The following is a 23,047-nucleotide window of genomic DNA, read 5'->3' on the forward strand; positions in this document are numbered from 1 at the left end:
TACGTCCAGTACGAGGACTTCCGGCCGGCACACCGAGAGCACGCACCGGACGCCGCTCCTTGACGGGCAAACGTTGCCTGCCGCGGCACTAGACGAACCAGGAGGGGCAGGCGCACGGACCCTCACTGGGCTCACCCCCAGTCGCCGCCGCTCCCGCCCCGCCCCCGCCCCCGCTTCGTCTCCGACCGCTGCTTCTTCTCCCGCAGCCGGCGCTCGTTGATCCCTCGCGGGATCCGGGTCGGCCGACGCGGCTTGGGCGGCGGGGCGGTGGCCTCGGCGAGGAGGGCGGCGAGGCGCACGGCGGCGGTCTCGCGGTTGCGCCACTGGGAGCGGTGCTCGGAGGCGCGGACGGTGACGACGCCGTCGACGAGCCGCCCGGCCAGCCGCTGGAGCGCCCGCGCCTTCCACACCTCAGGCAGCGCCTCGGTGCGGGCGAGGTCGAACCGGAGCTCCGCCTGCGAGTCGCTGGTGTTGACGTGCTGCCCGCCCGGCCCCGAAGACCGCGAGAAACGCCACATGAGCTCGGCCTCGGGGAGGGAGACGGAGCCGCGGACGACATAGGGACCAGACATGCCCACCATGTTCCCGCCCCGCCCACCCCCGAGTCACGCGAATATCCCTTGGTAAAGAAAGTAAAGAAACAGGGAGTCGCGGGGAACCTTGGCCACCCTTCGCTGCGTTCATAGGGATAGCTGTAGCTTCGTACCCGCGCGAAGCCATACACAACGAGGGAAGGACTCCCAACCATGGCTGTAAGCCTGTCCAAGGGTGGCAACGTCTCGCTCACCAAGGAGGCTCCGGGCCTGACCGCCGTCACCGTGGGCCTCGGCTGGGACGTCCGCACCACCACCGGCACGGACTTCGACCTCGACGCCTCGGCGATCGCGGTCAACCCCGAGGGCAAGGTGTACTCGGAGGCCCACTTCATCTTCTTCAACAACAAGCAGACGCCGGACCAGACCATTGTCCACACCGGCGACAACCGCACCGGCGAGGGCGCGGGCGACGACGAGGCGATCAACGTCAACCTGGCCGGCCTCCCGGCCGACGTCGAGAAGATCGTCTTCCCGGTCTCGATCTACGACGCGGAGAACCGCTCGCAGAACTTCGGCCAGGTCCGCAACGCGTACATCCGCATCCTCAACCAGGCCGGCGGCGCGGAGATCGCCCGCTACGACCTCTCGGAGGACGCGGCGACCGAGACGGCCATGGTCTTCGGCGAGCTCTACCGCAACGGCGCGGAGTGGAAGTTCCGCGCGGTCGGCCAGGGCTACGCGTCCGGCCTCGTCGGCATCGCCACGGACTTCGGCGTCAACGTCTGACCCACCCGCCCAGCGCATACGCCGCAGGCAACGAGGCCCGGCCGGTCCACCCGGCCGGGCCTCGGCGCGTCTCGGGAGCCTCACTTACATTCGCTCCCCCTCAGCCGTAGGGCAGGGCAGTTGAGGAACCGAGCGGTTCGGCGAGCAGGTGACCACCGCCAGGGACAGATATGCGGGGCGTTCGAGGTAGAAGCCGCACGACACATCACCGCCGCACGCCAGTTGCGCTGCGGCCGACTCGACGACGCGGGCGAAGCGGAAGGCGTCGCAGTCGCCCTCGGCGGCGAACCGGGGCGCGTACTCGACCAGCCGCCCCCCGAGCCAGGCCGCTGCTTCCTTCGGCTCCTCCCAGGTCCCCCGGACGAGCGAGGGCGGTTTCATCAGCCAGAGTGCTGTTTCCAGCGGCGGAAGATCGGAGGTGGGGAACTCCGCGGCCACCTCCCGATACCGCTGGAACAGTTCCGGCCTACTGTCGGCCGGGGGCGGCTCGGGATGCGGGGGCCGACGCAACGCTTCCTGGTCGAAGCGCTGCTTGGGGCCGGTCCAGAGGTAGCCGTGATGATGCACCGGTAGTCCCGTAGGGGTAGAGGGGTCGGCCCCACCCGGTGAAGAGGGAGCGGGCAGGGCCGACCGAGGACTCGAAAGGCGGGAGGAACGTCAGACAGACAGTCCGAACCGCGCCGGGTCGATGCCGGCGGCGTCCAGCTCCTCCGTCGTGAACCGCAGCGGCGTCGCGTCCGGCCGCTTGCTGTCCCCGAGGGCCCAGGAACCGTCACCGATCCGGGCCAAGGTCACGCATCCCTCGCTGCAGGGACCACCGCACGCCTTCACGAACGAGACCCCGCTGATGTCGAGCGCGTACAGATCACTTCCGTCCAGCATTCGCACCACTGCACCTTCCTGATCACCTGACACGACCACGCCTGCATGCGCGACCGCCGCCGCCCGTGAGGACGGGAGCCGAAAGGAGGAAGGGGGGTAGGGGCTATGTGCGTTAACCGGAGTGGGAGTCGTGTACCTCCTGCGCCGACGCGCCCGCAGCACGAAGCGCTTCCGCTATTCGCTCGATGTGCTCGGCGGGGACCACGCCCACGTGCACGAACGGCGACCCGGAATGGGTGACCAACGGCCGCAGATGCCGCTGCACCCGTTCCGGAAGACCAAGGGCGACCAGCGCCTCACGAAGCGCCGTCGTCGCGGCGTCCGCCCGACTGCGGCTGTCCCGCCAGGTCTGCATGTCCATCAGTGGGCCTCGGCGTGGTGCGCGCGCAGTTCGACGTTGCGATCCGAAACGGCGCTGAAGTCACCGCTGGAGCGCGCGTTTTGTCTCGCGACACCGAGGGACAGACACACGGCACAGCCCGGCTCGGCGGAGGGCTCCGCCGGAGGGTCAGCCAGGCGATAGCCCTTCGACTTCTGAGTCTCCATGGGTGCCTCCCCAACTGCTGTGGCCGATGCAACGACCGTAAGAAGCAGGAAACCTACGGGTCCATGGTCTTGCACGAGCTTGCAGGCGAATTATTCTGGGAAATCACAGTCACCCGAGGGCATCGAGGGCGGAGACGATCAATTTCCTTGCATGCTCCCCGTAGACGGAAATTCCTGCCAGCTCGGCGAAGGTACGTGCGTAGTCAGCGATTCCATCGGGCTGTCTCAGATTGAGATGTGCGCTGACAAGTTCGACAGCCACCCTCTCGTCATCGAAAACCGAGAACGCTTCGGTCGGCCAGGCATGCCCACGGGGCCTGCCCATAGGAATAATGCCCAGGCTCACCGATGGTAGCGACGCCCGAGTGATGAGCTGCCCGAGCTGGGCCGCCATGACTTCGGCGTCCCCCACGACCGTGCGCAGAACCCACTCTTCGACGAGGAATGCAAAGCGGTGACCGGCGGCATGAAGAATGTGCTGCCTCGCCATTCGTGCAGCGACAGCGTCCGCAACGCTCCCCGGAGCGTCACGAATTGACGCAACCGTCTCAAGCACAGCCCGGGCGTAGTCGGGTGTCTGCAGCAACCCTGGAACAACCCATGACTGATAGAAACGGAACCGTTGCGTTCTCTCATACAGCGGCAGAACAGAATCCTGCACATGCTTCAGGCCCGCACGCTCCAGTCGACGCCAGTCGACGTACATCTCCTCTATGCCGCGCGCAGTAGCGATCAGATCGGCGACTTGGTCCTCCGTGCCGCACGTCTGAGCCCAGACGATGATGTCCTCCTCCGAGGGGAGTGTTACGCCGTTCTCGATCCTGGAGGACTTCGACTCATGCCAACCGGCACGGGCAGCGAACGCCCGTGCCGTGGCGAACCCCGCCGCCTGGCGAATCTCCCGGAGCCTCTTGCCCAGGGTCTTGCGTGCTTCCTGGACGGCCGAGGCTGGTGACGCGGTCAATGCGATGATCCCGTCAAATCAGCTCAGGTAACTTCGAATTCCTCATGTGTGACAGCTCGCTCCCACACTGATTCGAAGGCAGTCGAGCACAATCGGACCACCGCCGGATCGGCAGTACGCTCTTCGTCGCCGTCCGGGGAGAGCTCTCCGTCTCCGGTGAAGTGCAGGAACACGACGAGACTGTCGTCGAACAACCAGAAATCGTTGCCGGGCAGCGCGATATCCGACGCCCGTCGGCGAGGTAGCCAACGCACTTGCTCCCCCGCCGCGACATTCCCCGTCGTCACGTGATGCTCGAAACGGATGTAGTCCGTCACCGGCTCGGAAACGATACGTGCCCGGCGGATTGTGACACCTCGGCCAGCAGTGTCACGAATCAGTGCGAGCCATGGGCTCGTCGCCTGGTCGAGGTAGCGCGATGTACCGCGAGAGCCGTTCCGCCACGCGACGTACTCTGGATCGGACTGCATGTAGCCGTCCCGCATCTCCAGGTGCACCGCAGATCTCTTGGCCAGCCGAAACAACTCGTCAAACGCCGGTGCCTCCGCCACCGTTCACCTCCGGGAAGAACTGCACCATTCGCTTGGGAATCTCGACAACGGTCTCATGCTCGGGAAGGTCGAGCTCCGACAGCCGGTCGGCATCCAGGACCTTCCAGCCCTGAACCAGATAGTTGTCCGTGACGTCGTCGTAGTACACCGTCGGAGACTTACCCTCCGGTGATTCCGGGTCCTTGCCCAGCAGATGCAGAGCCATGGCTTCCTCCGTGTCGAGGGTTGTCGATCTCTTCCACCGAGCTTGCACGCTCCAGGTGGGCGGGCGCACTGAACTTGCGCGTACTTGCAGGGGTTTAAGGTTCGTAGCCGGCGGAGCGGTGGAAAGCTCCCCGCATGACGCAGCCCAAGCGAACAGGGCCGGTGCAGGACAAGTTTCTGGAGCTGGTGCGTGGAACGCGGGACTCGCGTCACTACTGCAACAACGTCATTTGGGGCAACCTCCAGACCGAGGACTACGCCAGGCCGTCTTCCGGAGAGTGGTCGACTTCCATGGGATCCCCGACGACGTCGAAGCGGGGGCCGCTCGGCGTGCGGCGCGCGCTCAGTTCATCGGGCAGGATGGCCGCACTTATCACGCACTGCTCAGCGAGCAGGCCCTGCGCACGAATCTGGGGCGGCACCGAGGTGATGCGCGGCCAGCTGACCCACCCCCTCAACGCGCTCGCACTGCCAGGGCTGAAGCTGGGTGTCATTCCGGCGCGGGCAGAACTCGCTCTCTACCTCGGACACTCCTTCACGATCTTCGACGGACGCCACGTCCATGTCGAGACCTTCTCGGCGAGGCTCGACGTCAAGGATGAACGTGAAGTCGCCGTCTACAAAAAGGCGTTCGCCCTGCTGGAGCGGTCGGCGGTCTACGGGCAGGAGGCTCGTGAACTGATCGAGGCCGAACTGACCGTTCTGACCTGACGTATCAGGGCCAGCAGGCTCACGGGGGACACCGTGAGCACGGTGGTGGGGGCCTCGCTCTCGCGGAGGAGGAGGCGAGGGGCGGCGTGGGCGAGTTCGACGCAGTTCTCCGCTTCCACTCCTGAGAAGGAGGACTTTTGCCACCGAAGAGACATACCGTGGGCTCTCACAATTCTCGCGCGATGTCGTGGATGAGTTGCCGGGACTTCTCGACATCGAGCGATGCGCGTTCAGCGACGTCGATAAGATTCCGGTACTTGTTGAGTTCAGAGGCGGCCGTCACGAAGAAACCACCGGCGGGACTGTCCATCTGAACGGTATCGAGTTGGGGCACGACTCCGCGCGCGTACATCAGCGGATACGTCGCTTCGATGAACTCCTCGCAGGTGAACGGGATGACGCGGACGGTGACCGTCGGCCGTTCCGAGGCCAGAAGCAAGAACTCAAGCTGCTCTTTGGCGATCTTGCGACCGCCGAACCGCATACGCAGGGCTGCCTCGTGCACCACGGCAGCGAACGGCGTCGGCACGTCACGATCGAGAATCCTTCGCCTACGCAGCCGGAACTCCACCCGCGCATCGAGTTCCACGGCGGGAAGTGCGGCCGCGTACGTGCTGTGAATCGCCCTCACATATCCCTCGGTCTGCAGAACTCCCGGGACACTCATGGTCTGAACGCTCCGCAGAGAAACCGCGTGGTGTTCCAACTCTGCGATATTGAGGAAGCCGGGAGCGAGCACACCCCGATACTCATCCCACCAGCCCTGCCCCCGTGACTCGCGGGCGATGGTGCACAGCGCCTCGATCAGCGACTCGTCGTCGCATGAGTAGAAGATCGCGAGACGTCGGATCCGCTCCTCGCTGATGCCGATACGGCCGGACTCGATGTGGCTGATCTTCGCCTGGTCGGTCGAAAGCAGGCCTGCGGATTCCCGAGCCGCCTTGCCCGCAAGCTCCCTCAACTTCCGCAGTTCAGCACCGAGTCGGACCTGGCGGGCGGTGGGGTTCTCTCTCAGCGGCATGTCTCTTTCCTACCAGCGCCGGACACGGCCCGCGCCGATCCGGCCCACTCGTTCGGGTGAGCCGTGGGGACATGCTTGCCCATGCACAACTATGTCCCCTACCTTCAAAACGTCAGCGCGCGGCTCCAGTGAACCCGCAGTGCAGTCACCGACATCCGGTGCCCGAGCCACGGTGGCCCTCCCCGCGCATCCTCATCGCCAGAAGCAGACCCGGAAACGAGGCTCATGCATCCCCCGCAGATCTACCGCCTCCGCGCCCCCAACTCCCCCTCCAGTCCCAAGATTTGTCGAGATACGGTCGCCCTTCTTCTCCAGGCCACCGGGCACCCCGAACTCAGCTACGCCGCCCGCCTGTTGGTCTCCGAGCTCGTGACGAACGTCAACCTGCACACCACCTCGCTCGCCGTCCGTCTCGAAGCCGTCGTACGCCACAACCGCGTACGCGTCCGCGTGTACGACGACGAACCGGGGTCTCCCCAGCTGCCCGCGACCGATCCGGGACGAGAGCACGGACGCGGCCTACTCCTCGTCGAGGCGATGGCGCACGACTGGGGCGTCGGGTCGCCGCATCCCTCGGATTCGTCCGGCCGAGGCGGCAAACACGTCTGGTTCGAGCTCTGAGGAGCTGCCGCGGCGACGGTTGAGCACGTCGATCAGGGTGGCCAGGTCGGCCGCTCCCGCCGGGTCGTCCGGGTAGCGGGTGATGTGGAGAGGGCCGACCTCGGGGAGGACGACGTCCTCGCGGGCCAGGACATGGACCAGGGTGAGCAGGGCCGCTCGGGCGTTGCCGTCCTCGAAGGGGTGGAAGAAGGCCACGTCGAGGTACGCACGGGCCGCGCGCGCCGCGAGCGGGAGGCTCGGGTCGGTCGCCTCGCGCAGACAGGCGGCGAAGTCGGCCCGGGTGTGCGGGGTCAGGCCGTAGCGCTCGCGGCCGGCCTTGGCGTAGGCGTCACCCGTGCGGAAAACGGGCCTCGCCTCCCCCAGCACCTCGCCTTGCCAGCCGGTCAGCAGGGCAAAGTCGAGCGGGGCGCGGCATGCGGCGTCGGCGAGGGTCAAGGCGTGGGCGCGGAGGAGGCGTTCGGCGCGGACGGGGTCCCGTCGGCGGACCGGACCCGCGCACCAGGCGCGGAAACCGTCGCGTCCGGGAAGCCCCCGGTCCAGTGTCGGTGCGCGCTGCCAGTCGACCTCCCGGCGCACCCGTCGCCAGACAGCCAGGCTGTCGGCGGCGCTGCCACCGGCCCTGTCAGCGGCGGCGGTCATGGAACCCCCGGCCAGAGAACCTCCGGTCGTGGAACTCCTCCAGGGCCGCCCGCTCGCGGTGGTCCTGATAGGGGAGTCGGCCGGTCAGGGCGACGGCCAGGTCCTCGCCCACCGAGTCGATCAGCGTGCTTCCGGGGTCCGTCCAGCTCTCGAAGCGGCCGCCGATCGCGGTCTCCACCGCCCGCTCGGCCTCGGCCGGGTCCATGCCGGTGGTGCTGAGGAACCACGTCATCGTCCGCGCGGCCATCCCGTGCCAGCCGCCCTCCGCGCCGGAGTCCAGGACGCGCGTCACGAGCCGGACCGAGGCCCGTTCCAGATGCCAGCTGCGTTCCTCGGGGGAGGCTTCGGGGGCCGGGGCCAACTCCTCGAAGAGCTCGGCCAGTCGCTCCAGCCACGCCCGCCACTCCAGCAGGGCGGCGACGGCGCGGGCCGCGGTCTCGTCCGGGGTCGTCACCGAGGTGGCCCCGGTGACCCAGCTGCCGATGACTCCGCCGTACCGGTAGCACCAGTTCCATCCGGTGGCCCAGTTCCCGTAGCGCTCCCGGATGATCGCGTCCACCTGGTCCGCGCACCAGTTCTCGCCCTGCCACCAGCCCGCCATCCCGGAGAGCACGGGCGGAACCCACTCCCGGATCAGAGCGCTGAGCGTGGCCTCCTCGTCCTCGTCCCACGCGAAGGGGTGACGGGCCGGATCGAGTTCGTCCCAGGTCAGCCAGCGCGCGCTGGGGATGGGGGGCACGCGGTTCTCCGGGAAGGGCAAGGTGTCTCGGTTGTACGCCAGGGCCGGGCTCTCCCACTCTTCGGCGGACATCAGGGAGACCCCAGAATCCCGAACACTGCTGGAGACTTCAAACAGATTAAATGCCCGGGTCGCCACCTTGCACCCCGCTACCCTGCGCCCATGCTTCTGGAGCCGCTCCCCCTCACCCCCGACCACGACATCCCCGGCCCCCTCCTCACCGAACTCACCGCCCTCTACGCCTCCGACCGCGAGTTCCAGGCGCTCAGCGGTGACTTCCCCGACCCGGACGACATCCGGCCCGAGCAGGTGGCGGCGGCGCTGGCGGAGGAGTTGGCGAATCCCGAGGTCGAGGTGCTGCTGGCGCGCAGCGAGGGGCGGCTCGTCGGAGTGGTGATCCTCCTCGCCCGGCATCCCGACCCCGCCGATCCCGATCCCTGGATCGGGCTGCTGATGGTCGACGCGGGGGTGCAGGGGCAGGGCTACGGTCGCCGGATCGTCGAGCGGGTCGAGGATCGGTTCCGGGACGACGGTCGGATGGGCCTGCGGCTCGCCGTCCTCGACGCCAACCCCAAGGGGCTCGCCTTCTGGACCGCGCTCGGGTACGAAATCGTCGACCACCGGCCCGATCGTCAACTCGGGCGGCCCTGCGCCGTGTTGCGCAAGCCGATCCGCAGGATCCGGCACGCCGCACGCGTCGTCGTCCTCGACCCCGACGGCGCGGTCTTCCTCTTCCGCTACGACAGCGAGGACTCCGGTGTGCACTGGGCGCTGCCCGGCGGCGGGCTGGACGCGGGGGAGACCCCGGTCGAGGGGGCCCTGCGCGAGCTGCGCGAGGAGACGGGGTGGGCGGATCTGACGCCCGGCCCGCTGCTGTGCGTGTGGGAGCACGACTTCACCCGCTTCAGGATCCTCGTCCACCAGATCGACCGCATCTACGTCGCCCGCGGCCCGCGCCGGGAACCTGCCGGCCCGCATCTCGCCGCCTCCCACGCCACGGACGGCATCCTCGGCTGGCGCTGGTGGAGCCGGGAAGAGCTGCGCGCCCCGGCCGAACCGGTGTGGCCGCCCGAACTCGCCCGGCTGCTCGACGACTTCACCGACCGGCCTGCGTGAGGTCGGGCTTGCCGCTGCCGTACAGCCAGTCGGTCCAGATCGACGTGAAGTCCTCGTCCGGCGCCGCCCGTTCCACGTACGCCGTGAAGTCCTCCGTGCTCGCGTTGCCGTGGAGATGGGCGGCGGCCCAGCCCTGGACGATGTCGTAGAAGGCGTCGTCGCCGACCGTCCGGCGGATGCGGTGGAGCACCATCGCGCCGCGCTGGTAGACGGGAGCGGCGGAGACCTGCGCGGCGGTCGTCGGGTGCGCCGGCGGGAACTCCCACAGGTCCTCGTACTCCTCCTCTCCGTCGTCGTAGAGGGCGGTGAACGTCTGCTCGGCCGTCGCGCCGCCCTCGTCCTCCGTCCACAGCCACTCCGCGTAGGTCGCGAAGCCCTCGTTGAGCCACATGTCCCGCCAGGTCTTCGGGGTGACGGAGTCGCCGAACCACTGGTGGGCCAGTTCATGGACGAGGGTGGCCGTGTCGGGCGCGCCGGGGTAGACCGGACGGCTCTGGGTCTCCAGGGCGTAGGCGGAGTCCTCCGGGCGGTCGACGATCGCGCCCGTGGAGGAGAAGGGGTACGGGCCGAAGTTGTACTCCGCCCACTCCATGACCTCGGGGAGTCGTGCGAGCACCGCGCGGCTCGCGGCCGTCTGGGACGGGTCGACCGCCGTGTACACCGGCAGGCCGCCCTCCTCGGTGACGGACCGGGTGACCGTGTAGCGGCCGATCGCGACCGTCGCCGCGTAGCTCGCCATCGGCTCGGCGGTGTGCCAGGTGAAGGTCGTGCGACCGTCGCCCGTGGCCTTCTCGCTCCTCAACTCGCCGTTGGAGACGGCGGTCAGGCCCTTCGGGACGGTGACGGCGATGTCGTAGGACGCCTTGTCGGACGGGTGGTGGTTGCCGGGGAACCAGGCCATGGAGCCGGTCGGCTCGCCCAGCGCCAGCGCCCCGTCCGCCGTCCGCAGCCAGCCCTCCTTCGAGCCGTCCGGATCGGTGATCGTCTGCGGGCTGCCGGAGTAGCGGATCCGCACCTCGAAGGTCTCGCCCTCGGGCAGGGTGTCGGCCGGGCGGACGACGAGTTCCTGGCCCGTACGGCTCCAGCGGGCCCGGTCGCCCTCGACGGTGACCTCGGTGACGTCCAGTCCGTCCAGGTCGAGCTGGAAGGAGGCGAGTTCCTGCTCGGCGCGGGCGGTGATCGCCGCCGTGGCCGTGAGGACCGGGGAGGCCCCGGAAGCGCCCCCGGCAGCACCCCCGGGGGCATAGGCGAGGCTGAGGTCGTAGTGCGTGACGTCGTAGCCGCCGTTGCCCGCCTTCGGGAAGTACGGGTCGCCGACGCCCGACGCCCCTCGGGTTCCCTCGGCGTCGCCACCGGAGCAGGCCGTGAGTAGAAGGGCCAGACAGGCAGCGGCGGCCGGGACGGAGCGCACGGTTCGGGACACATCAACGATCCTACGAGGGCATGACACCATCACCTCGTGCTCGACATCGGCTACGCCCTCTCCAACCGCTTCCCGGACCCGCCGCAGATGGACTACCGGCGCGCGGACGTCCACACCCTGCGCCACGACCTGTTCTGCGGCGACGTCTACCTCGCCGACACCAAGGCCGACCGCGAGGTGTCCACAGCCTGGGGATGGGTGCCGGTGCTGGACTTCGCATGGGCGCTGTGCGACATCGTGGAGCAGGTCGACCAGGACCCCGCGGGCTCCCGCGCCTCCCGCCCGCAGCACGCGGAACTGGACTTCACCGAGTCCACCGACCGCATGCTCTTCGAGCGCCGCTTCGGCTGGGTGGACATCGAGGCCGACTGGATGCCGCCGGAGGAGCCCCCGCTCACCTTCTCCCACGCCGAACTCCGCCGCGAGGCCCGCGACTTCCTCCACGACCTCCTCGCCGACCTGACCGACCTCCACGAGGACCTGGCGGAGAACCCGGCGATCTGGACCCTCCAGGCCCGCTTCCCCCGGATCGGCTAGTGCCGCGGCAGGCAACGTTTGCCCGTCAAGGAGCGGCGTCCGGTGCGTGCTCTCGGTGTGCCGGCCGGAAGTCCTCGTACTGGACGTACTTGGGCTTTCGGCCGGTGCGGCGAGAGTGCGTGGCGGGCGTCGCGACGGGGCGAACGTTGCCTGCCGCGGCACTAGCCCTGCGCCCTCATCACCCCTGCGCCCTCACCCCTCCACCCTGATCCCCAGCTGTCCCGCCAGCACCGGTGCCAGGTCCAGCAGCTGAGCCGTGCTGATGACCGCCCCCGCCAGCCGGTCGACGCCCGCCGCGATGCCGAGTTCCACCGCTGCGCGCAAGTCGACGTCGGTCAGGGTCGCCGCGGTGAAGTCCGCCGCCTTCACCGCGCAGTCCACGAACTCGACCCGCTCCAGCCGGGCCCCGCCGAAGTCCGGCTCGACGAGCACGCAGCCCTGGAAGACGACGTCCCGCAGCCGCGCCTGCCGCAGGTTCAGGAAGTCGATCTTCCCGCCGCGGATCAGCACCCGCTCCAGTACGGCCCCGTACAGCTGCGTGCCGCCCAGGCGGGCGTCGACGATCTCGACGTCCCGCAGGCTCGCGTCCGCCAGGTTCGTGCCGACGCCGCGGATGCCGGTGAGCACCGAGTCGAGAACGCGGGCGCTCTTGAGGCCCGTGCCGTCCAGCGCGCACTCCGTCAGCGCGCAGTCCATGAAGCGGGCCCCCGCCCCGTCCTGCCCGGTGAGGTCGCGGTCGCGGAACTCCACTCCGTCGTAGTCCCCGTCCGGTTCCAGCTCCCCTCCCTCGTAGGGCACCAGCTCCGGAAGCCGTATCTCCGGCCGCCGCGCCGCCTTCACGCCCGTCCCGCCGCCGCTGCCTCTGTTCGGTCCGCCCGTCCGCGCACCCGCTCGCCTCGCCATGCCCCCATCCTGCACCCCGCCACTGACAGTCCCTTGACCTCAAGCGAACTTGAGGTTGAAGGGTGGTCCGCATGCACGCCATCCGCCTCCACGCCTTCGGGCCCGCCGAGAACCTCGTCCACGAGCAGGTCGAGGACCCGCTTCCCGCCCCCGGCCAGGTCCGTATCGCCGTCCGGGCCGCCGGGGTCCACCTCCTGGACACCGCCCTGCGCGAGGGCGTCCAGGGCCCGGCCCCCGCCCCGACAGCCCTCCCCACGATCCCCGGCCGCGAGGTCGCCGGGGTCGTCGAGACGCTCGGCGAGGGCGTCCCGTCCGCCTGGCTCGGCAAGCGCGTCGTCGCCCACCTCGGCTTCGCGCCGGGCGGCTACGCCGAACTCGCCGTCACCGACCTCGAACGCGTGCACGAGATCCCGGCGGACCTGGACGACGCCCGGGCCGTCGCGATGATCGGCACCGGCCGTACGGCGCTGGGGATCGTACAGTTCGCCGAACTCGGGCCCGGCTCCGTGGCCGTGGTGCCCGCGGCCGCCGGCGGCATCGGCACGCTGCTCGTGCAGTACGCCAGGAACGCCGGCGCGACGGTCGTCGGGCTGGCCGGGGGACCCGCCAAGACGGCGCAGGTCCGGGCAGCCGGCGCCGATCTCGCCGTCGACTACACGGACACCGGCTGGCCCGCGAAGGTCCGCGCGCACCTGGACGGCCGGGCCGCCACGGTCGTCTTCGACGGGGTGGGCGGGGAGGTCGCCCGCGAGGCCGTGGCCCTGCTCGGCCCCGAGCCCTCCGCCGGAAGTCATCTCGTCTTCGGCTGGTCCGCCGAAGGCATCCGTGGCGGACAGGGCTACTTCGTCGAGGGCGTGTCCACGTCCGTGCTCGGGCCGGTGATGATCGAGAAGGCCGGCGGGCTGCGCGCCCTGGAACTGCGCGCCCTCGCCGAAGCCGCCGCGGGCCGACTGGTCCCGGCCGTGCAGACGTTCCCGCTCGCCGAGGCCGCCGCCGCCCATCGGGCGCTGGAGACGCGCGGAACGACCGGCAAGGTGGTGCTGGTGCCCGCGCCCCTCCCGAGGGTGCGGTAGCCCTTGACTCGTGGCGTCAGGCTTCAAGGCCTCCCGGCCCAGCCCCCGTACCGGAGCAGGTGGCCTGAACGGGACGGAGACCGATCACCGGCGGCGCACCGCGCAGCACGTCAGTGTCGTCCCGCGCAGCACGTCAGTGTCGTCCCGCCACCCGGTCCGCCAGCCGCGCCAGCCGGGACGACCCCGCGGCATGGCGTTCCGTCTCCCGTCGGTCCGCCGCTCGGTAGGTCGCGTACATGCCCTGCACGCCGAGCCAGCGCAACGGCTCCGGTTCCCAGCGGCGCACCTGGTGCCCGACCCACGGCAGTTCGGTCAGCTCGGTCCGGCCGTCGCCCTGCCCCCGGTCCTGCCGCACCAGGTCCCGCAGGGTCCGCGCCGCCAGGTTCGCCGTGGCCACGCCCGAGCCGACGTAACCGCCCGCCCAGCCGAGTCCCGTGGCGCGGTCCAGCGTGACCGTCGCGCACCAGTCGCGGGGCACGCCCAGCACGCCCGACCAGGCGTGTTCGACGCGCACGCCGGCCAGCGCCGGGAAGAAGTCGACCAGGATCTCGCGCAGCGCCCGCACGGTCGCCGCCTGCGTCCGCCCGTCGTTGTCCGTGCGCGAACCGAAGCGGTACGGCACCCCGCGACCGCCGAGCGCGATCCGGCCGTCGGCCGTGCGCTGGGCGTACATGTAGGCGTGCGCCATGTCGCCGAGCGCCTCGCGCCCCGCCCACCCCACGGCGGCCCACTGCTCCTCGGTCAGCGGCTCGGTGGCGATCATCGAGGAGTTCATGGGCAGCCAGGTCCGCTTCTCGCCCTTCAGCGCGGCCGTGAACCCCTCCGTGCAGCGCAGCAGATGGCGCGCCCGCACGGTCCCGTAGGGCGTCACGGCCCGCCCCGGGAGGATCTCGGTCACCGGCGTCGACTCGTACACCTCGACCCCCAGCGCCTCGACGGCCGCCGCCAGCCCCTTCACCAGCTTCACCGGGTGCACCCGCGCCCCGTGCGGGGTCCAGCTCGACCCCACGGCCCCCGCGACCCGCAGCCGCTCGGCGGTCTCCCGGGCGCCGTACAGCTCGCGGTCGTCCTCCCCGTACGACAGCTCGTGCGCGTGGAATTCCTTCAGCCGGGCGAGCTGCGCGGGCGTCCGGGCCACCTCCAGCACACCGCCCCGGTGGACGTCCGCGTCGATGCCCTCCGCCGCCACCGCCCGGACGACTTCGTCCACGGTCTCGTTCATCGCCCGCTGGAGACGGACGGCGGCGTCGCGCCCGTGCAGCTTCGCGTAGCGGTCGCGGCCCGCGATGCCGTTGTAGAGCCAGCCGCCGTTGCGCCCGGAAGCGCCGTATCCGCAGAACCGCTGCTCCAGGACGACGATCCGCAGCGCGGGATCCGCCTGCTTCAGGTAGTACGCCGTCCACAGCCCGGTGTACCCGCCGCCGACGATCACGACGTCGGCGGAGGCGTCGCCGCCGAGCGGCTCCCGCACCGCGGGCAGACCGTCGTCCGCGTACCAGAAGGAGATGCCACCGTTGACCGGACCGCTCGCCGAGCTGCTCATGGCCGGACGCTACCCGGCGGCGTGCCCACTGTCTCCTTCGGATTCCGCACACTCTCCCGCCCGCCCGGCCGCCCTCTGACCAGCGGACAACACCCGAGTCCGATGAACACGGCGACGACGTGCCCGAAGTCGGTGAAGGTGGGCCCGGCCGTCATCGGGACCGTGTAGACGGCGAGGACGACCGCGAGATACGCGTACCGCCAGGGCGGACGGATCCGGTAGACGAGCACCGCGACCACCCCCGCGAGCGCGTAACTCACGCCCACGTCCAGGGTGTTGACCGAGGACTTCGGCGCGAGCCCCTCGTGGATCGCCCGCGCCAGCGCGCCCTCGCTGATCAGCGTCGCCAGCACATGCGCGGCCGCGCAGACCGCCAGCCAGCGCGCGGTCCCCAGCCAGCGCTCGACCTGGGCGTGGAAGACGGAGTACAGCGCCACGTACGGCAGCCAGTGGCCGCCGTCGATCCACATCGCGCTCGCGACCAGCACCCGCACCGGATGCCGGGACAGCTCATGGATGTTGGTGGACCGCTGCCGCAGGAACTCCTGCTCGAACTCCGGTGACATGTGGTGCAGGGCGACCGTGGTGAAGAACAGGATCGTCAGCCACACATACGTGCCGGGCGCGCTGCGCACATACGCCCACACCGCCCGCCGGACCCGTCGGACCCCGGAAGTTCCTGTGAGCCGTTTCACACAGCCCAGTATCGTCCGGGACGTCGAGGACGGCCGCCGGAGGCGGAACGACTGGAGATCGCCCGCCTCCTGCGCACACCCTGAGACCTGAGACCTGAGACCTGCGACCTGAGCCCGTCAGCCGCCGACGGCCTCTTGCCGCACGAAGCCGGCGAACCGGTCGGCGAACTCCGCGCTGACGTACAGCTTGCCGCCGTTCAGCACGAAGAGGTCGAGGTGCTGCGCCAGCCAGTTCGTGAAGACCGGCCCGACGCGGTGGTCGTCGAAGGCCTGCCGGTCCTTCCACGCGCCGAGGAAGATGATCTCGTTCTCGGAGGGCGGCGGCAGCGAGCCCTCCACGATCGAGGTGTGCAGGCAGTACATGTAGGTGTCGGGCTCGTACTTCTCGGTCTGGAGCACGAGTTCCTTCAGCGCGGTGATGGCCTCCTCCCGCTTGCCCTCGACATGCCACCACTTCGTGACGATGGAGATCACCGGCTCCGCTCCTTCAGTTCCTGGGCGTACTCGCTCAGCTTCCGCCGTTCGTCGATCGGCACGTAGGAGAAGCGGGGGCACAGCGTGTACCCCCGCTTGGCCGGGTTCGGGGTCCGCATCAGGGCGATGGCGCTCCGTTTCAGCCCGAACATGGTGTGGACGGCCACCGGCAGCGCGGGTTCGGACACCTCGCCGCCGTCGCCGAGCCCGCTCCGGACCTGCTTCGGCTCGCCCGAGAAGGCGAGGTAGAGGTCGTCGACCAGCGCCGAGTACAACAGGTCGAACTCGATCAGCGCCGTGTCCTCGGCGTCGCCCGCGCTGTCGCCGTTGCGCGGAACGTGCAGCGCCGGGTGGACCGCGCCGTAGTCGACGAGCAGCAACGCGCCCTCGGGCTCGGCGGCGGCCTTCTGGGTGCTGCGGAAGCGGCGTCCGGTCTGGAGCTCACGGAAGCGGGCGTAGTGGGAGTACATCTCCCAGCCGTTGATGAGCGCGTCCTTGTCGGTGACCGTCTTGGCCTTCTGCCCCAGCCGCTCCTCGGGCAGCCCCTCGCCCTCGTCGACGATCTTCTGGATCGCCGCCAGCGCGGACGCGCGGTCCGTCACCTCGACGACCGAGCCGGCGCCCCCGTAGTACTGGTCGGCCGGCACCTGGTGGCCGTGCTGGAAGGCCTTGTCGTCCTTGCAGATCTTCCGGTCTTTCAGCGCCTTCTTGATCGCTTCGTAGAACTCGCCGATGGTCCGGTAGCTGCACTCGCCGACGTCGATCCCCCGCAGGCTGGCCGCGCCGTGCAGCGGGTGCTCGATCTTGACGAAGCTCGCGACGGCCTCCGGGGTGAGCGGGAGCAGGTCCAGCGTCCCGATCTCGGAGATCAGCGGACTCATCAGCGGGTAGCTGGGGACCGGGCTGAGGTTCTCGCGCTTCTGGAACTCGACGGGGGCGATGCTCGGCGTCTCCCCGATGGCGTTGAGGACGTTGGCCGCGAGGGTCATGTGGAGCATCTCCTCCATGACCACGCTGCGGATCGTCTGCGCCGCGTCGGTGTTGGTGCCTTCCTTGATGGAGTAGAGCGCGGTGAGATAGACCGGGATGGTGCTGAGCTCCAAGCCGATGGCCAACTGCAGGGCGGCCTTCAGGTCCTTGAGGTTGTCGATCGCTTTCGGTTCGCTCACTTGTGCTTCACCTTCTTCAGCTCCTCGGCGATCCGGTCGCCCGTGCGGATGGCCAGCGCGGTCATGGTGAGCGTCGGGTTGGAGGTGCCGAGCGTCGGCATGCTGCCGCAGCCGACGATGTAGAGGTTCGGCAGATCGTGGCTGCGCTGGTCGCGGTCGACGACGGACTTCGCCGGGTCGGCGCCCATCCGGTGCGTGCCGACGACATGCCCGGCGCCGCGCACCCAGTAGGTCTCGCCGGCGTACTCCACCGCCATGGCGTCGCTCGGGTCGTAGTGGGTGTAGTCGCCGGGCTCGTAGTCGGGACGGCTGACATGGCCCGCGATGTCCAGGTGCGCGAACAGCTGCCTGCTCGCGTCCGCCGCCCAGGGCAGCGCGGCCTTCACGTAGTCCGAGAGGTCGTAGTGGATTACCGGACGGTGCTGCCCCAGCGGGCCCTTGTGACGGTCGTCGACGGTGACGCGGTTGGTCGCCTCGGGGTCCTGCTCCAGTTCCCAGGCGATCCGGAACTGGCGGGGCAGGATCTCTCCGAGCCGCTCGCGCAGTTTCGCGCCGTAGAGCAGCACCTTCCCGTCCTTGCCGCCGCCGACCAGGTCGTGGACGGTGTCGTACGGGGCGTTCTCCGGGAAGTTCCAGCCCCAGTTGCCGATCTCCACCCGGAAGGCGGTGCGTTCCTTGCGGAAGTCGCCGTCCCGGAAGGCGGGGATGCCGGAGGTGGAGCCGGGGCCCCGGTAGGCGCCGACGTTGTGATGGAACATGCCCCAGGTGAGCAGCAGCGGATGGTCCATCAGGTTCCGGCCGACCTGGCCGCTGTTGTTGGCGGCCTTGGAGCCGAGCAGCAGGGTGGCGTTCTCGATGGCGTTGGCGGCCAGGACGTAGACGTCGGCGGTCACCGTCTTCTCGACCGGCGGGCTGCCGTCCTCGAAGTACGTCTTGTAGGTGAGGCCGGTGACCGTCCCCTGTCCGCCCTTCGCCTGGGTGTGCTCGACCCGCATGACGACGGACTGGCTGCGGACGGCGACCCGTGCCTTGGCCGGCTTGCCGCTCTCCCCGGGCCGGTCGGGGTAGTTGACGATCAGGTCGTACAGGGTCTTGAGCGCGTTGTACTTGGCCTGGGCCGGGCAGATCGGGATGCAGCTGGAGTTGCCCTCGCAGCGGGTGCCCTGGTCGACGTTCCCGACGGCGCCGATGACCTGGTAGGCCTTGCCCGTCTTCGGCTTCGCGGGGGTGGAGTTGCGGGCCACGGGGGTGTTGCTGATCTTGATCGGGAAGGGGTGGAGCGTGCCGCTGTCGTCGCTCAGCCGGATCGTCAGGCCGGCGCACATCTTGGCCAGGTAGTCGTCGAGGTAGCTGGACGGGATCCGTTCCATCGGGAAGTGGTAGACGCCGTCCGGGAACTTCGCGGTGTTCGCGCTCTTGAAGTACTCCTCGGGCTTGTCGCCGATCCCGGGGTAGTGCTGGTCCGCCACGTTCGCCGAGACGCCGATGATGTTCCACTCGGCCCGCTCGTAGTACGGCTTCAGGTCCTCGTACGTCATCGGCCAGTCGACCGCGCGGCCGTACTTCGAGCGCAGCTTGAAGTCGTTGGGGAGCATCCGCAGGCAGGTGCCGAGCCAGTGCAGGGTGGTGCCGCCGAGCGAGCGGGCGTAGTCGCTGCCGAAGGGCAGCGGGCCCTGCTGGACGAACCAGCCCTTGTCGCTGGGCGTGCGGGCGATGTCCAGCACGTCGGGCTGCGGCGCCGAACCGCTCGCGGGATAGGGGGCGTTGGGGACCTTGATCAGCGCCTCGTGGTACGCCTCCACATAGGTGTCGTACTTGTCGGCGCTCATGGCCGTGGCCCGGCCGGCCTCCAGGACGAGGATGCGGGGATGCCGGGGCGGGTTCTGGGCCGCGGCCTGTTCGATGACCGTCTTGGCGACGGTGGCCGTGGAGATGCCGCCGCCGACCAGCACGATGTCGTAGTCGGGTGTCTTGGCTGAGGTGGGGGTGTCGCTCATGACGCTTCCTCGGGCTCAGGAGATCAGGGTCGGAGGCTCGGCCCAGGAGCCGAAGCCCGGCGGCTTGGCGCCCATCGGGTGGGTCCCGGCGGCGACCCAGACCAGTCCTTCGCGGTAGCCCTGGGCGGAGACGACGTGCTCGACGTCGTCCGCGGTCGAGCCGTTCTCGTCCCGGTAGGTGCCGGAGAGCGGGTACCAACTGCCCAGGTACCAGAGCTTGATCAGGCTGACGACGACCGGCGCGAAGCGCTTGTCGTCGATCACCTTCGCCTGGACGGACTCGTGGCCGTCGTGCCCCTCGTCCTCCTTGAGGGCCTCGGCCGCGTACCGGAACAGCTGTCCCGCCTCGCGCTCGCCGATGATCCGCAGCAGCGTGTCGTAGTACGTGTCGATCATTCCGGTGCCGGCCAGCTCGACCCGGTCGAAGCCGGTGAGGACGGCGGACAGGTCGGTGAAGATCTGTTTCGGGGTGGAACGGGTGGAGATGCCGTCGGACATACGGGTGCTCCAGGTCAGGAGGGGACGATGGTGCGGTTGAGGGGGCTGAGGTCCAGCGGGCGGCTGACGTCCGGCTCGAAGTCGGAGTCGACGGACTGCTGGAAGTGGAAGAAGCCGTTCGGATCGGCGTCCTTCTTGATCGCCTTCAGGCGGTCCAGGTTGTCGCCGTAGTACGCCGTGGCCCAGTCCTTCTGGAGCGGGTCGATGTAGTTGACGTACGCGCCGTCGAAGTCGTCGCTGAGCGCCTCGCCGACGTCGTAGGCCCACTCCACGTTGGCCCGGGTGTCGGCCGGGTCGTTCCAGATCGCCTTGAGTTCGAAGACATAGCGCTTGTCGCGGTGCGGGTAGGGACCGGCGTCCTCGCCGGCCAGGTCGAGGACCTTGCCGCGGCCGTGGGTCCAGACGACGAAGCTGTCCTTCGAGGGAGCGACGGCCATCTGCTCCGTCAGTGACCTGATCATGTCCTGGTCCCAGCCCGTGTCGTCGTCGATCATCCCGGACCGGATGTAGGCCTGCCGGTCGCCCACCAGCGTGGACCGGCCGATGGTCGACTCCAGCGTCGGCAGGGGCATCGAGTACAGCCGCACGTCGAAGGGGTCCAGCCGGAGCATCGGCCGAAGGAGGTCGACGCCGTCGGCGTACGCGCCGTTGTAGACCGGCGTGATCCGGAACACGGGGATCTTCCGGGTGGGCTCGGCCGGGTCGACCTCGTGCCCGACGTAGCCGTAGGCGGCCATCGCGTCAGGCAGCTCGGCGGCCCAGTCGTCGTAGGCCTCGATCACCTCCATGGCCCGCTCCAGCGGGAAGGAGAGCTGCCCGCCGAGGACGGTGGCGGCGGGCGGCTCGTGCAGCTGGAGGGTCATCTCGACGGCGACCCCGAAGTTGCCGCCGCCTCCGCCCCGGCACGCCCAGAACAGGTCCCGGTCCTCCTCGGCGTCGGCGTCGGCGCTCAGCGTGCGCAGCCGGCCGGCGGCGTCGACGAGCTCGATCTCGGTGACGTTGTCGCTGCCGAGCCCGTAGGAGCGGGAGACGAAGCTGTAGCCGCCGCCCTGGAGGAACCCGGGCAGTCCCACGGTGAGACAGCCGCCGCCGACCGGGATGAGCGGTGCCGCCTCCCGGGCGCAGAACCCGTACACGTCGTGCCAGGTGGCGCCCATCTGCACGGTCAGCCGGTCGGTGTCCTCGTCCAGCTCCATGGCCTTCATCAGGCCCAGGTCCAGGACCACCCCGCCCCGGTTGAGGCAGTACCCGGCGGCGCTGTGCCCACCGCCGCGCACGGTCATGGCCAGCCCGGTGCGCTGCGCGAACTCGACGGCCAGCGCGATGTCGGCGGTCGCGTTGGCACGCACCACGTACGCCGGGGGCGTACGGGTACGGCCGTTGTCGATGGCGACGACCTCGGCGTACTCGGCGCTGCCCGGCTCGCAGACATAGCCGCTGAGCCTGCGGGCGAGGTCACCGACGGCTGAACGGTGGTCGGCCACGGTCAGCTCTTCTCCTCGGCCGTGCCGAACGCCTTGAGCGCGCTGAGACTCGGGACGAAGAAGTACTCGCCGCCCTTCATCGTGACCCACTCGCCGACCTGCTCGGTGAACGTGTGGGGCACCGGCTCCGGCGGGTTCTTCGAGAAGTCCAGCTCGTTGCGGGAGCCGTACAGCTTGGGCCACTTGGCCGGGAACTCCTCCGGGGGGTCCACCCCGGGCTTGCGCTGGCCGATCACCGGGTCGAGGCCGCTGAACTCGCGCAGGAAGTTCTTGTTGTTCGCCCACTGGATCTGGATGAACTCGAACTGGTCGGCGATGCTGCTCTGCGCGCACAGGAACAGCAGCCCGACCGGCTGCTCCGGATCCGGCGTCAGGCTCACCTCGCCGTAGCTGATGCCCCGGCGGACGATCCGCTGGGTCCGCTCCTGGGTGAGGGGCTGCCCGAACTGCCGCTGCTTGTCGCCGCGCGGGTTGGTCTTGCGGACGTGCGCCTGGAACGGACAGCGGACGCCGTCCGGGTCGCCGTCGAAGTCGAAGTTGTTCGGCAGCGGGCCCAGGCCCGCGACCTCGCGGTCCACCACCGGGGTGCCGTCCTGGAACCGGCCGACCATGTACGCGCCGGCCAGGGCGACGTCCTCGGCCGTGGGCGCCTTGTTCTTCGGGTGGGCGTACTCAGCGATCCTCTTGGCGAGGACCTGCTCACCGTGGCGGAAGCCCCCGACGCTCTGCTCCAGCTTGCGGTACACGAAGTACGAGCCGTAGGCGGTGCTCTTGTCGCCCCCCGGGTCCTTCACCAGCACCTGATCGAGCGGGGCGCTCGGGTCGTACACGTCGATGCCGCCCTGCCGGGTCCGCGCCTGCTCGATGTCGCGGGCGTAGAACAGCGGCTGGCTGATCCCGTCGACGAACCCGAAGTGCTCGCGGACCGGGGCGTCGGCGTCGGGCCGGCCCTTGGCGTCCAGCCGCATCGCGGTGCCGGTCTCCTCGCCGAGGACGGCGTCGAGAGCGCCGAGCTCGCCCCTCAGCTCCGCGACGATCCACTCCAGCCGGTCCGGGAAGTCGTCGGCGACGATGACGAGGGCGTGCAGCTTGCCCTTGAAGTTCTCCTCCCACTGCCGCAGCGGCGGGTCGTCGAGGTCGGCGATGCGGTTCTTCGCCCCGAGGCGGAAGGACGGGTCGTCGGGCAGGAACGCCGGGTCGATCCGGAGATCGCGATAGCCGTCGGCCGAGATCAGCACGCCGTGGAAGGCGTCGCTGGCGGACTTGAACAGCGCCTCGGCGTCCGCCGACGACACCGCGCCGTTGCCGTGGACCGTCTCCTGAGCCGCCCGGTAGGCCTTCGCCTCGTCCCACTGCTGGAGGGCGGAGGTGACCCGCCCGGCGGAGACCATGCCCGCCAGCCACTTCCGGGCCTTCTCGCGCTTCTCGCGGCTGTCGACCGGGAAGGTGACGAACAGATGCGCGCTGTGGTCGCGCCCGTGGCTCTTGAGGATGTTGCCCTGGAGGTCGCCCAGGGCCGCCTTCATCTCCTGCACGGTGTTGCGGGTCGGTGGCACCGCGATGTCCGGATCGATGGCCGTTTGCTTCAGGTCGATTGCCATAACACCCTCATTCGCCTAAAAGGGGCATGCATAACCATGGCGACTCGAATGCCTTCCGCATATGTGAAAGGCATGAACGGGCCCTTACGTGCGCAGATGTGCAGCGACATGAGATTTGCGCATGCCAAAGGCATTCACTCCGCCGGAGCAGGGACACGCACGCCAAACCCGTCGTACGGGTGAGATTCGGGGAACATCCGCCCGGACCGACAATCCGCCTCGCACGAATGCACGGGACTGCTAGTGCCGCGGCAGGCAACGTTTGCCCGTCAAGGAGCGGCGTCCGGTGCGTGCTCTCGGTGTGCCGGCCGGAAGTCCTCGTACTGGACGTACT

Annotated in this window: 28 protein-coding genes; 6 read left to right on the forward strand and 22 right to left on the reverse strand. The window is 69.5% G+C overall.

Annotated elements, in window-relative coordinates:
• Positions 1 to 131 precede the first annotated feature (131 nt).
• On the reverse strand, positions 132 to 581 hold the full coding sequence (arfB, locus tag AB0J04_RS38720; RefSeq protein WP_363173329.1) for an alternative ribosome rescue aminoacyl-tRNA hydrolase ArfB: 450 nt from the start codon (positions 579 to 581) through the stop codon (positions 132 to 134).
• Between the two features lie 165 nt (positions 582 to 746).
• Here arfB and AB0J04_RS38725 point away from each other — a divergent pair, with 165 nt between their 5' ends.
• Positions 747 to 1,322, forward strand: a complete 576-nt coding sequence (locus AB0J04_RS38725; RefSeq protein WP_363173330.1) for a TerD family protein — start codon at positions 747 to 749, stop codon at positions 1,320 to 1,322.
• Between the two features lie 84 nt (positions 1,323 to 1,406).
• Here AB0J04_RS38725 and AB0J04_RS38730 read toward each other — a convergent pair whose 3' ends face one another.
• The 7 genes from AB0J04_RS38730 to AB0J04_RS38760 all read right to left on the reverse strand — a co-directional run bounded on the left by AB0J04_RS38730 (position 1,407) and on the right by AB0J04_RS38760 (position 4,470).
• Complete coding sequence (locus AB0J04_RS38730) at positions 1,407 to 1,889, reverse strand: hypothetical protein (RefSeq protein ID WP_363173331.1); 483 nt, start codon at positions 1,887 to 1,889, stop codon at positions 1,407 to 1,409.
• A gap of 90 nt (positions 1,890 to 1,979) precedes the next feature.
• Entirely contained in the window at positions 1,980 to 2,204 is a 225-nt protein-coding gene (locus tag AB0J04_RS38735; RefSeq protein ID WP_363173332.1) for a DUF397 domain-containing protein, read from the reverse strand.
• 112 nt (positions 2,205 to 2,316) lie between these two features.
• On the reverse strand, positions 2,317 to 2,565 hold the full coding sequence (locus tag AB0J04_RS38740) for a hypothetical protein (protein WP_363173333.1): 249 nt from the start codon (positions 2,563 to 2,565) through the stop codon (positions 2,317 to 2,319).
• Complete coding sequence (locus AB0J04_RS38745) at positions 2,565 to 2,750, reverse strand: hypothetical protein (RefSeq protein WP_363173334.1); 186 nt, start codon at positions 2,748 to 2,750, stop codon at positions 2,565 to 2,567. Before AB0J04_RS38745 ends, AB0J04_RS38740 begins: the two co-directional genes overlap by 1 nt.
• 109 nt (positions 2,751 to 2,859) lie before the next feature.
• Entirely contained in the window at positions 2,860 to 3,714 is an 855-nt protein-coding gene (locus tag AB0J04_RS38750) for a DUF5753 domain-containing protein (RefSeq protein WP_363173335.1), read from the reverse strand.
• A 23-nt stretch (positions 3,715 to 3,737) separates the two neighbouring features.
• Positions 3,738 to 4,265, reverse strand: a complete 528-nt coding sequence (locus AB0J04_RS38755) for a DUF6879 family protein (RefSeq protein WP_363173336.1) — start codon at positions 4,263 to 4,265, stop codon at positions 3,738 to 3,740.
• Positions 4,243 to 4,470: a hypothetical protein gene (locus AB0J04_RS38760; protein ID WP_363173337.1), complete on the reverse strand. Its 228-nt coding sequence runs from the start codon at positions 4,468 to 4,470 to the stop codon at positions 4,243 to 4,245. The genes AB0J04_RS38755 and AB0J04_RS38760 overlap by 23 nt, the downstream gene beginning before the upstream one ends.
• A gap of 134 nt (positions 4,471 to 4,604) precedes the next feature.
• Between AB0J04_RS38760 and AB0J04_RS38765 the strand changes: the two genes are divergently transcribed.
• Entirely contained in the window at positions 4,605 to 5,180 is a 576-nt protein-coding gene (locus tag AB0J04_RS38765; protein WP_363173338.1) for a Scr1 family TA system antitoxin-like transcriptional regulator, read from the forward strand.
• Here AB0J04_RS38765 and AB0J04_RS38770 read toward each other — a convergent pair.
• Together AB0J04_RS38770 and AB0J04_RS38775 are read right to left on the reverse strand one after the other, a co-directional pair.
• On the reverse strand, positions 5,126 to 5,335 hold the full coding sequence (locus tag AB0J04_RS38770) for a DUF397 domain-containing protein (RefSeq protein WP_363173339.1): 210 nt from the start codon (positions 5,333 to 5,335) through the stop codon (positions 5,126 to 5,128). The two genes, AB0J04_RS38765 and AB0J04_RS38770, sit on opposite strands and share 55 nt — an antisense overlap.
• An 11-nt stretch (positions 5,336 to 5,346) precedes the next feature.
• Complete coding sequence (locus tag AB0J04_RS38775; protein WP_363173340.1) at positions 5,347 to 6,201, reverse strand: helix-turn-helix transcriptional regulator; 855 nt, start codon at positions 6,199 to 6,201, stop codon at positions 5,347 to 5,349.
• A 225-nt stretch (positions 6,202 to 6,426) separates the two neighbouring features.
• Here AB0J04_RS38775 and AB0J04_RS38780 point away from each other — a divergent pair, with 225 nt between their 5' ends.
• Complete coding sequence (locus AB0J04_RS38780; protein WP_363173341.1) at positions 6,427 to 6,822, forward strand: ATP-binding protein; 396 nt, start codon at positions 6,427 to 6,429, stop codon at positions 6,820 to 6,822.
• Here AB0J04_RS38780 and AB0J04_RS38785 read toward each other — a convergent pair.
• Positions 6,721 to 7,461: a Fic family protein gene (locus AB0J04_RS38785; protein ID WP_363173342.1), complete on the reverse strand. Its 741-nt coding sequence runs from the start codon at positions 7,459 to 7,461 to the stop codon at positions 6,721 to 6,723. The two genes, AB0J04_RS38780 and AB0J04_RS38785, sit on opposite strands and share 102 nt — an antisense overlap.
• Entirely contained in the window at positions 7,445 to 8,272 is an 828-nt protein-coding gene (locus tag AB0J04_RS38790) for a hypothetical protein (protein WP_363173343.1), read from the reverse strand. The genes AB0J04_RS38785 and AB0J04_RS38790 overlap by 17 nt, the downstream gene beginning before the upstream one ends.
• Before the next feature lie 90 nt (positions 8,273 to 8,362).
• Here AB0J04_RS38790 and AB0J04_RS38795 point away from each other — a divergent pair, with 90 nt between their 5' ends.
• Entirely contained in the window at positions 8,363 to 9,316 is a 954-nt protein-coding gene (locus tag AB0J04_RS38795; RefSeq protein ID WP_363173344.1) for a bifunctional GNAT family N-acetyltransferase/NUDIX hydrolase, read from the forward strand.
• Here the strand turns inward: AB0J04_RS38795 and AB0J04_RS38800 are convergent.
• Entirely contained in the window at positions 9,297 to 10,769 is a 1,473-nt protein-coding gene (locus AB0J04_RS38800) for a M1 family metallopeptidase (protein WP_363173345.1), read from the reverse strand. The genes AB0J04_RS38795 and AB0J04_RS38800 overlap by 20 nt on opposite strands.
• Positions 10,770 to 10,775: 6 nt before the next feature.
• On the opposite strand from AB0J04_RS38800, the gene AB0J04_RS38805 reads away from it, so the two are divergent.
• Positions 10,776 to 11,276: a hypothetical protein gene (locus AB0J04_RS38805; protein ID WP_363173346.1), complete on the forward strand. Its 501-nt coding sequence runs from the start codon at positions 10,776 to 10,778 to the stop codon at positions 11,274 to 11,276.
• 192 nt (positions 11,277 to 11,468) lie between these two features.
• On the opposite strand, the gene AB0J04_RS38810 is transcribed toward AB0J04_RS38805, so the two are convergent.
• The gene (locus AB0J04_RS38810) at positions 11,469 to 12,179 is read right to left on the reverse strand and encodes a pentapeptide repeat-containing protein (protein WP_363173347.1); all 711 of its coding nucleotides are present in this window, start codon (positions 12,177 to 12,179) and stop codon (positions 11,469 to 11,471) included.
• A 71-nt stretch (positions 12,180 to 12,250) separates the two neighbouring features.
• Between AB0J04_RS38810 and AB0J04_RS38815 the strand changes: the two genes are divergently transcribed.
• Positions 12,251 to 13,252 carry a zinc-binding dehydrogenase gene (locus AB0J04_RS38815; RefSeq protein WP_363173348.1) on the forward strand — a complete coding sequence of 334 codons (1,002 nt, stop codon included), beginning with the start codon at positions 12,251 to 12,253 and terminating at the stop codon, positions 13,250 to 13,252.
• A 133-nt stretch (positions 13,253 to 13,385) separates the two neighbouring features.
• Here the strand turns inward: AB0J04_RS38815 and AB0J04_RS38820 are convergent, their stop codons facing one another.
• From AB0J04_RS38820 to AB0J04_RS38855, 8 genes are all read right to left on the reverse strand, one after another.
• Entirely contained in the window at positions 13,386 to 14,795 is a 1,410-nt protein-coding gene (locus AB0J04_RS38820; RefSeq protein ID WP_363173349.1) for an FAD-dependent oxidoreductase, read from the reverse strand.
• Entirely contained in the window at positions 14,792 to 15,490 is a 699-nt protein-coding gene (locus tag AB0J04_RS38825; protein ID WP_363173350.1) for a rhomboid-like protein, read from the reverse strand. The genes AB0J04_RS38820 and AB0J04_RS38825 overlap by 4 nt, the downstream gene beginning before the upstream one ends.
• A gap of 117 nt (positions 15,491 to 15,607) precedes the next feature.
• A complete protein-coding gene (locus AB0J04_RS38830; protein WP_363173351.1) occupies positions 15,608 to 15,964 on the reverse strand; it encodes an antibiotic biosynthesis monooxygenase in 357 nt (118 codons plus the stop codon).
• A complete protein-coding gene (locus AB0J04_RS38835; protein ID WP_363173353.1) occupies positions 15,961 to 17,133 on the reverse strand; it encodes a ferritin-like protein in 1,173 nt (390 codons plus the stop codon). Before AB0J04_RS38835 ends, AB0J04_RS38830 begins: the two co-directional genes overlap by 4 nt.
• Positions 17,130 to 19,130: a GMC family oxidoreductase gene (locus AB0J04_RS38840; RefSeq protein WP_363173354.1), complete on the reverse strand. Its 2,001-nt coding sequence runs from the start codon at positions 19,128 to 19,130 to the stop codon at positions 17,130 to 17,132. Before AB0J04_RS38840 ends, AB0J04_RS38835 begins: the two co-directional genes overlap by 4 nt.
• Positions 19,131 to 19,145: 15 nt before the next feature.
• Positions 19,146 to 19,628, reverse strand: a complete 483-nt coding sequence (locus AB0J04_RS38845; RefSeq protein WP_363173355.1) for a hypothetical protein — start codon at positions 19,626 to 19,628, stop codon at positions 19,146 to 19,148.
• A gap of 14 nt (positions 19,629 to 19,642) precedes the next feature.
• Complete coding sequence (locus tag AB0J04_RS38850) at positions 19,643 to 21,112, reverse strand: FAD-binding oxidoreductase (RefSeq protein ID WP_363173356.1); 1,470 nt, start codon at positions 21,110 to 21,112, stop codon at positions 19,643 to 19,645.
• Between the two features lie 2 nt (positions 21,113 to 21,114).
• A complete protein-coding gene (locus tag AB0J04_RS38855; protein ID WP_363173357.1) occupies positions 21,115 to 22,713 on the reverse strand; it encodes a hypothetical protein in 1,599 nt (532 codons plus the stop codon).
• Positions 22,714 to 23,047: the final 334 nt, after the last annotated feature.

The organism is Streptomyces sp. NPDC050263 (assembly GCF_040655955.1).
Taxonomy (GTDB): domain Bacteria; phylum Actinomycetota; class Actinomycetes; order Streptomycetales; family Streptomycetaceae; genus Streptomyces.

What these genes read in the sequence shown, in the direction of transcription:
- arfB (WP_363173329.1), bottom strand. Translation starts at nt 581, where the DNA reads ATGGTGGGCATGTCTGGTCCCTATGTCGTCCGCGGCTCCGTCTCCCTC.
- AB0J04_RS38725 (WP_363173330.1), top strand. Translation starts at nt 747, where the DNA reads ATGGCTGTAAGCCTGTCCAAGGGTGGCAACGTCTCGCTCACCAAGGAG.
- AB0J04_RS38735 (WP_363173332.1), bottom strand. Translation starts at nt 2,204, where the DNA reads ATGCTGGACGGAAGTGATCTGTACGCGCTCGACATCAGCGGGGTCTCG.
- AB0J04_RS38740 (WP_363173333.1), bottom strand. Translation starts at nt 2,565, where the DNA reads ATGGACATGCAGACCTGGCGGGACAGCCGCAGTCGGGCGGACGCCGCG.
- AB0J04_RS38745 (WP_363173334.1), bottom strand. Translation starts at nt 2,750, where the DNA reads ATGGAGACTCAGAAGTCGAAGGGCTATCGCCTGGCTGACCCTCCGGCG.
- AB0J04_RS38760 (WP_363173337.1), bottom strand. Translation starts at nt 4,470, where the DNA reads ATGGCTCTGCATCTGCTGGGCAAGGACCCGGAATCACCGGAGGGTAAG.
- AB0J04_RS38765 (WP_363173338.1), top strand. Translation starts at nt 4,605, where the DNA reads ATGACGCAGCCCAAGCGAACAGGGCCGGTGCAGGACAAGTTTCTGGAG.
- AB0J04_RS38770 (WP_363173339.1), bottom strand. Translation starts at nt 5,335, where the DNA reads ATGTCTCTTCGGTGGCAAAAGTCCTCCTTCTCAGGAGTGGAAGCGGAG.
- AB0J04_RS38775 (WP_363173340.1), bottom strand. Translation starts at nt 6,201, where the DNA reads ATGCCGCTGAGAGAGAACCCCACCGCCCGCCAGGTCCGACTCGGTGCT.
- AB0J04_RS38780 (WP_363173341.1), top strand. Translation starts at nt 6,427, where the DNA reads ATGCATCCCCCGCAGATCTACCGCCTCCGCGCCCCCAACTCCCCCTCC.
- AB0J04_RS38785 (WP_363173342.1), bottom strand. Translation starts at nt 7,461, where the DNA reads ATGACCGCCGCCGCTGACAGGGCCGGTGGCAGCGCCGCCGACAGCCTG.
- AB0J04_RS38790 (WP_363173343.1), bottom strand. Translation starts at nt 8,272, where the DNA reads ATGTCCGCCGAAGAGTGGGAGAGCCCGGCCCTGGCGTACAACCGAGAC.
- AB0J04_RS38795 (WP_363173344.1), top strand. Translation starts at nt 8,363, where the DNA reads ATGCTTCTGGAGCCGCTCCCCCTCACCCCCGACCACGACATCCCCGGC.
- AB0J04_RS38800 (WP_363173345.1), bottom strand. Translation starts at nt 10,769, where the DNA reads ATGGTGTCATGCCCTCGTAGGATCGTTGATGTGTCCCGAACCGTGCGC.
- AB0J04_RS38810 (WP_363173347.1), bottom strand. Translation starts at nt 12,179, where the DNA reads ATGGCGAGGCGAGCGGGTGCGCGGACGGGCGGACCGAACAGAGGCAGC.
- AB0J04_RS38815 (WP_363173348.1), top strand. Translation starts at nt 12,251, where the DNA reads ATGCACGCCATCCGCCTCCACGCCTTCGGGCCCGCCGAGAACCTCGTC.
- AB0J04_RS38820 (WP_363173349.1), bottom strand. Translation starts at nt 14,795, where the DNA reads ATGAGCAGCTCGGCGAGCGGTCCGGTCAACGGTGGCATCTCCTTCTGG.
- AB0J04_RS38840 (WP_363173354.1), bottom strand. Translation starts at nt 19,130, where the DNA reads ATGAGCGACACCCCCACCTCAGCCAAGACACCCGACTACGACATCGTG.
- AB0J04_RS38845 (WP_363173355.1), bottom strand. Translation starts at nt 19,628, where the DNA reads ATGTCCGACGGCATCTCCACCCGTTCCACCCCGAAACAGATCTTCACC.
- AB0J04_RS38855 (WP_363173357.1), bottom strand. Translation starts at nt 22,713, where the DNA reads ATGGCAATCGACCTGAAGCAAACGGCCATCGATCCGGACATCGCGGTG.